4 protein-coding genes are annotated in these 6,766 nt (G+C 44.5%); all 4 read left to right on the top strand.

The window, feature by feature from the left end; translation table 11 throughout:
- Window positions 1-191 precede the first annotated feature (191 nt).
- From K8R76_02570 to K8R76_02555, 4 genes are read left to right on the top strand one after another with little or no spacing between them, the layout of a single operon-like run.
- Window positions 192-1,496, top strand: coding sequence for a VCBS repeat-containing protein (locus tag K8R76_02570; protein MCD4847057.1), 1,305 nt, complete (start codon window positions 192-194; stop codon window positions 1,494-1,496).
- A gap of 30 nt (window positions 1,497-1,526) precedes the next feature.
- Window positions 1,527-1,994 carry a T9SS type A sorting domain-containing protein gene (locus K8R76_02565; protein MCD4847056.1) on the top strand — a complete coding sequence of 156 codons (468 nt, stop codon included), beginning with the start codon at window positions 1,527-1,529 and terminating at the stop codon, window positions 1,992-1,994.
- Window positions 1,995-2,004: 10 nt separating this feature from the next.
- The gene (locus tag K8R76_02560; GenBank protein ID MCD4847055.1) at window positions 2,005-3,357 is read left to right on the top strand and encodes a hypothetical protein; all 1,353 of its coding nucleotides are present in this window, start codon (window positions 2,005-2,007) and stop codon (window positions 3,355-3,357) included.
- Window positions 3,357-6,611 (top strand): T9SS type A sorting domain-containing protein, encoded by a 3,255-nt coding sequence (locus K8R76_02555; protein MCD4847054.1) that lies wholly within the window; start codon window positions 3,357-3,359, stop codon window positions 6,609-6,611. The genes K8R76_02560 and K8R76_02555 overlap by 1 nt, the downstream gene beginning before the upstream one ends.
- The last annotated feature ends 155 nt before the right edge of the window (window positions 6,612-6,766 follow it).

Genomic DNA, 6,766 nt, shown 5'->3' with positions numbered 1-6,766 from the left:
CTACACCCCTGCCGTTGACAAAAAGAGTCCCAAGAGCACTGCGAGACATCTGGCGTCTTCACCGAACCCTTCAAGGATGTAAATGATTTAGATTTACATTCTGATCTTTCAAGTCGTAGCATTGACTTGCCAAATACCCCCCATATTAATTCATTAATATGATTTAAATATACATAGGAGTGGGAGTATTTATGATACTGATAGTATGTATGCTCATTTGCGCCTTGAGTTATGTTGGGGCTTTCGATGAAACACAGTCCTCCTGGCAGGACGGACCGGGCGAGGAAGACCCTGTAACATCGTGGAGCACTTACTTTTTATCTTCTGAGAACATGAACTGGAATAACTCCGAGTCCAGCATCTATCTTGATTACGCGGAAAATTGTCCTGAGCATATAATAGACGCTTCAGCGGGTGCTCCGTATTCGGTTGTTTCTATAAACATGGACTCGGATACCGACACCGATCTTCTTGTGGCCGCATGGTCGAATGATATCGTTGCGTGGTACAGGAACGAAGGCAACGGAGAGTCCTGGACCCTTATTGAAATAGCCGCCCGGTTCGACGGAGCCAACTGCGCCAGAGCCTGCGATGTGAACAATGACGGATTTATGGATGTGATAGCATCAGCCTACTACGCTGATTCACTGTACTGGTTCGAGTCCGACTCCTCGGAGTATCTCTGGATACCCCATCCAATTGCCAGGATAGAGAGCCCGGGTGAGATCGAACCCGTGATGGTTGGCAATAGTGTTCATCTCCTTGTATGCGAATCCTCAACGGGTATCCTGCACAATTTCATCTCATCAACAGAGGGCGACAGTGTAACATGGGAACATCTCCAGATACCGGGGGAGTATCCGGGCATATCCTCAATTGCACTTGATGATATCGATGCCGATGGGGATCTTGATATTGTTCTGGCGGAATATAACAACGCCAGAATAGTATATCTGGAATGTCTCAGCTGGTTCGATGCTTTTGAGGAACATGTGATCGATTCACTGATCAACCATCCGGCATGCATTATGATCGGCAACATAGATGGTGACGTTTATGAATCACCTGACATCGCTGCAAGCAGTTATGATGATGATGCCGTATACTGGTACGAGAATTCGGAACTTGGTCTCTGCTGGAACAAACACACGGTAACCGATGATCTGTGGGGCGCATCAGGTGTATGCATCTGTGATATTTCTTCGGATGAAGACGATTGGCTGAATATCGTAGCCGCAGGCCAAAATGACAGCGAAGTACGCTGGTACGAATATTCAGGCGCAAATGAGTGGAGCGAATACCTTATTGGTGAACTCGACGGAGCTTCCGCGCTGTGTGCCGCCGAAATAGACGATGTATCCGGTCTTGAGATAGTCGGAGCCGCCGGAGTAGGAGAAGCAATTAAATACTGGAGCCCGGGATTCCTTTCGGGTGAAGGTGAGCTTATCTCCACCATTCTCGATGCACAGGTGGAACAGCAGTGGAGTAACATTTAATGGGTTGCGGACTGTCCCGTTGATTCCACATTGACTGTACTGGTTAGAAGTTCCGATGACTGGGAGAATATGGGAAGCTGGTCAGAAGAGCTTTACGAACCGCAAGAGCTTTACGGCATACTTGCTGATACCACAAGGTATTTTCAGTACAGGATTCTTATGAACAGCCCCGATTCGGTTCAAACCCCTGTTCTGCACGAAATCACAGTATCCTGGAATGATGTGGCAATTGGCGAAACATCTCCGGAAGAAGTTACCGTGCAGTCTCTAAGCATTATATCACCTAATCCATCGCATAATTCAATAGAATTCTCAGTGAACACTTTTCAGGAAACATCAATAAGACTGCTTGACATAGCAGGCAGAGTCGTAGAGGAATTCACTACGCCTGATTCAGGGACATATTTATACAATACGAAAAACCTTGTTCCAGGCATCTACTTCCTGCAGACGGACATGAAAGACATTCAGACACACAGAATTGTAATAATAGACTGAGGAGATTGATATGCATTTTTTACTGATGGCACTTATAGGAATAACAACAACGCAGCCACCACTTGTTGATCAGGCGGGAGACGGCAGCTGGACAGCTCCAGGTTACCGAATTGTTGAAGAAGTTACGATTAACCCGATTGATTACGGAGAACCCATTGGATGGTATGGAGATCAGGCTCAAATAGCCTGTCAGATGTTCTTTGTACCGACAGATGAAGGCGAGAAGTGGCGGATTGTCATTCTTTTCAGCAATAAGGTCGTTGTACTTCAAGAGGATGAAGAAATAAGAGAAATACCATTGTACTGCACACCTTACGGGGCGATATTTTCCAGAGGTGGAAGATATGTACTGGTTCTGGGTAATGCGGAAAACCGGTGGTACGACGAACTGATCAATCTCGATACAGGAGATGTGCAGCCGTATTTATTCAGGGATGAATCAGGATGGAGCGGTTACATCTATGTATGCGATGATGGTTCTACGGTTCGTTCTTCTTATGGGGATATGTATAGAAGTAACCCTGGAGAGATTGAGTTGATTGATTCTGACCTGAATATATCCCGAAGCTGGATTGATACAACAAGCGGAACCTGGCAGGATACTCGGAATCCTGCTCACCTGCACAACAGTGCCGGGCTTGTTGTTGCTGCAGATGGTTCACTTAAGGTCATGACGTTTTTAAACAGGAGCACACATGAATCGAGAATCACGGCTTTCAATGGAGAGGGGGATATTCTCTGGGAAACCAGTGATTATCGAGGTGCAGCATTTGTTACATCTGACGGGTTATATGTTGTTTTTTACGACGGCAGTACTTTCTATACTGTCGATGGATTCACTTGCGAGTTACTTAATCGATATGAACTCGAAGATCGCCTCAATGCTTCCACATGTAGCCGGACAGGTCATAGCTGGGCATTTCAATTGTATGGCCAAAGAGGACATTATGAAGAAGGACAACGCTACGATGGGAGAAGAGGTCTTGCGTGGGTAACGGATCCGACCGATTCTGATGGTTTGAATATCCTAACATACATTTCAGATGACTGGGATCATATCAATCCTTATAGGGTTTCTTCATCGGGAAATACTATTGGTACTGCAACTGCACGTCCAAGTTCAGGTAATAATTATGATATATTGAAATTTGTTTATGTAAATAATGATGGAAATATTCTATATGTATCTCCCATAGTTAATCTGAATATTGGAGAATCCATTTATCAGATTGCATCGAAGAATTTCAATCATGAGCATGAACTTGGCAGTATACCATCCGCGCTTCAATCAGATGGTAATAGATTTGGATTCTATGATGGTAAAACGTTAAAATATTTCAGGATTGAAGGGAGTAATATATAATGAAACACTTCCTTCGAAGCGGTCTGCTTTGTTTATTCTCCTTTTCAATGATTGCTTCATCTCAGGGAACTGAGGTTCCCTGGAAATTATCATGGCCTTTCTTTGAAAACACCTCTGGTCATAGTGGAGTTCTTAATGGCTACGGTGACTGGTGTGTAATAGAAGAAGGCCCTCATCCGGGATTGGACTTTGCTGCCGTGGATACAATCGTTAAAGTACTTGTTCCAACAGGTTCTGATATGGTCTCGCTTGGAGCAAGGGATTTTGGTACTGCAAGTGGAGGCTGTGCCATGGCTATTGCACCTTCAATAATAGGTGCCCCACCTTACTGGGGGTGGGGATTATTACATCTGAATATAAGAAATCCTGGAGAGGAACCATTTGTGCATGGATCATCTCTTACGGGATGGCAGCCAATAGCTCCATGTTTTCAATACGAATGGTCACCGGGTAATCCTGCGCCACTCCATCTTCACCTGGCATGGATTGACTGTGTGGAAGAACCTTATCCTCCATTCAATATTGTACCTCAAGATCCACCATTTGAAGGTTACTACAATCCTTTTGAATATTTCGAGGACGATCTTTCAACATATGATGAAATTCAGTTCAAGAAAGTACATTTTGAAGGATTTAACAATACTGGTGCCTGGTTCATGCCTGATGGAACAGAAACACCCGCTCAGATTTCTGTACTAACAAATTATCAGGTCTTTCAGGATTTCGTAAGCGGGGTTATAGATATTGCGGTATCACCATTCTCAGCTTTTCAGGGATTATCGGACAGAGATTCAGCTGGAGTGTATTCAATTTCATACGAAATCCTAAGACAGGATCCACAGTCACCTGTTGATTATTTTCCTGCAGCACCTGGATTTTACGGTGAAAGATTCCTTATGCAAATGCGTGATGAAGAACTTCCATACGGAGATTCGGATGAATTCAGAGCGATATTTCTTGATGGACATCTGACTGACGGTACAGATCCATCCCCTCCAGCGTCTTGCCTTGGTGAAAACGCCTACATCGTTACCAACAGTGGTGCTTTGGATCCAGCAAGTTGGATTACCGGCTGGAACAATGTCTGGACAGGTCCAAGCCAGAGCAGTTGGACAACCGGCATCTGTCAGGGAGCCTGGGACACTTTTCTTGCAGAACCGGAAATCACAGGAAAACCTTCAAGCAACAGGGAAGCTTTCTTCCCTGATGGAAGGTACGCTGTAAACGTTACAGCTGTAAGTCATGGATCCCAAGATACCGTCAGTATGCTGCTCCCCGTTGATGATCTTGGGAGTTCGAGCCCTGATACTGCAGGAATCATCGTTGACAATTTCCTTCCAGGAGGCGGAGCAATGATAATCTACACTTCCGAATACGTTGGAGATTCAGATAGTGTTGATGTTAAATACATAGGAACCTGGGAAGATGATGGAAAGGATGATTCGGGTAATTCAGCTTCATTGGAGTACCTTGAAGAACTGAGGGAGGATCTCCGGTTTTTCAAGGAACTTGAGCAAACTGAAGAAGTAAATGAAATCCTTCTTCCACCAAGCCTTCAGATGTATGAAGAACGCTTCAATTCAGTTTCCGCAAGGTATCATGAGGAATCCTTTGTGAATTCAGGATTGGATATGAGCAATGCTGTTCCCATTGATGGTATCAGGTATTCTAACAGTGAATTCAGTAATACTGATTATGGTTTCGGTCTCTCGGAGGATGCAGGGCAGGATCCAGTAGAGTTTCTTCTGGAAGAAATTGCCCGTGTTGAGGGCGAAATGGATTACCGCGGTGGAAACAGAAACTTTCATAGATCAGTATACGGATATATCCCAGAAGAAAGGGACGGGGAAACTCTCAATATGCTTGTGATTTACTCCGAACCTACGATGATTGAAAACTCATCCGGAGCTGAACTCACAGATATAATATGGATGAACGGGTTTATTGCCGATATGGAATACTGGGATTCCAGGGAACATGGAACATTTGTAAGGGATACACCTTCCGGAAACGCGGAACAGGTAGACATTCTTCAGAATGTTCTTGAAGAGAATTTTCCGGAGGAGCCTGATGCCAGCTATGCAGTACACTATACTTTTGTGGGTGATCTCCCTTCGGAGTACTCGGGCAAAATACAGATACATATAGGTAAGATGTATCCTGCGGATAACGAGGGTCCCAGGGATCTTGCAGGACACATGATGGATGCACATCCAATTACAATACCGGCAACCAGAAGAGGTTACGAAAGTTGGAACTGGGACAGGTCGGAGAATAATCGTTCATTCTATCCGCAGGGATACGAACCAGGTTCTGATTTGAGCTATCACTGGGGACGACCCTGGTGGGGCAGGTATGGTAATACCGCAATGGGGCATGTTGGCAGCGATATAATTGCGGAAGTCAACCTTAATGCGATAGGTCTTGGGGAAGCCAGTTTCTTTGGCAGCTGTTTCTACCGGTGCGGTTTCTGGATGTATCATGACGAACCTGGATTTCGCCATATTCATATTCCAATAGTCAAACCCGATGGGTCAGTTCTTTCTCATACATTCTTTACTACATTTCCTGTTTTCGACTACGGGGGTGCAGGTTTTGAAGAACCTTTCTGGGCAGGAGGACCTAGTTCAATAATAGATGATGTTGTTTCCAGTGACTCAAGATATTTCTGGATGACAGGTTCCGAATGCAATGTTAATAGTCATCACAGTGAAGCATTGGCTTACTGCGTTGATTCGGAAACTAGTGGTAAATGGTATCGCCTGTGCGTGGGATGGTGTACCGGTACAGATCAGACTGATATGCAGTTCGATTGCTGTACAGCTTATATTGATAAGATCTACAGTTCCGGTGAAGCTCTGGTTTGTTATTTCGAATGTCTCGGTCCGGATCAGTACATAGAGGAATATAGAATATTGCATCCGCCGGATGATGGAACAATGAATATCATCGAAGAACCTTCTTCACCCCGGCAGAGTACTGTTGATACAGTGATCGATGATGAATCACTCATGGTTCTTTCTAATCCCATTCGTGAAACCCTTGATGTTATTGTTTTCGGTGAATCAGGAGAGAGATGGAAGTTTGATCTTTACGATATTTCAGGACGGCGTGCTGTGTCAGAATCAGGAGTTTTCCGTGATGATTCTTCCGTTCTGAACATTAACGTTGAAAATCTTCCATCGGGAGTCTACATGCTTAAAACTGAAGTTGGAGGAAACGAAGAAGTCAGAAGCATCAGTATTGTGCATTAGAACAGAAGAGGAAGTATGTATGATAGCACTCACCGGAACCATCGATCCCGGATAATCAAGAACAGATTTCAGGACCTTGTTTTTTAGTTTCATCTCCCTACTGTCAGAGCAACTGTCTCTATAAAAATCGGTCTTGTATCCTTTGTACTGAGTTC

The organism is Candidatus Aegiribacteria sp., assembly GCA_021108435.1.
Taxonomy (GTDB): domain Bacteria; phylum Fermentibacterota; class Fermentibacteria; order Fermentibacterales; family JCC-6; genus Aegiribacteria.
This window is presented reverse-complemented; position numbering and strand designations above follow the sequence as displayed.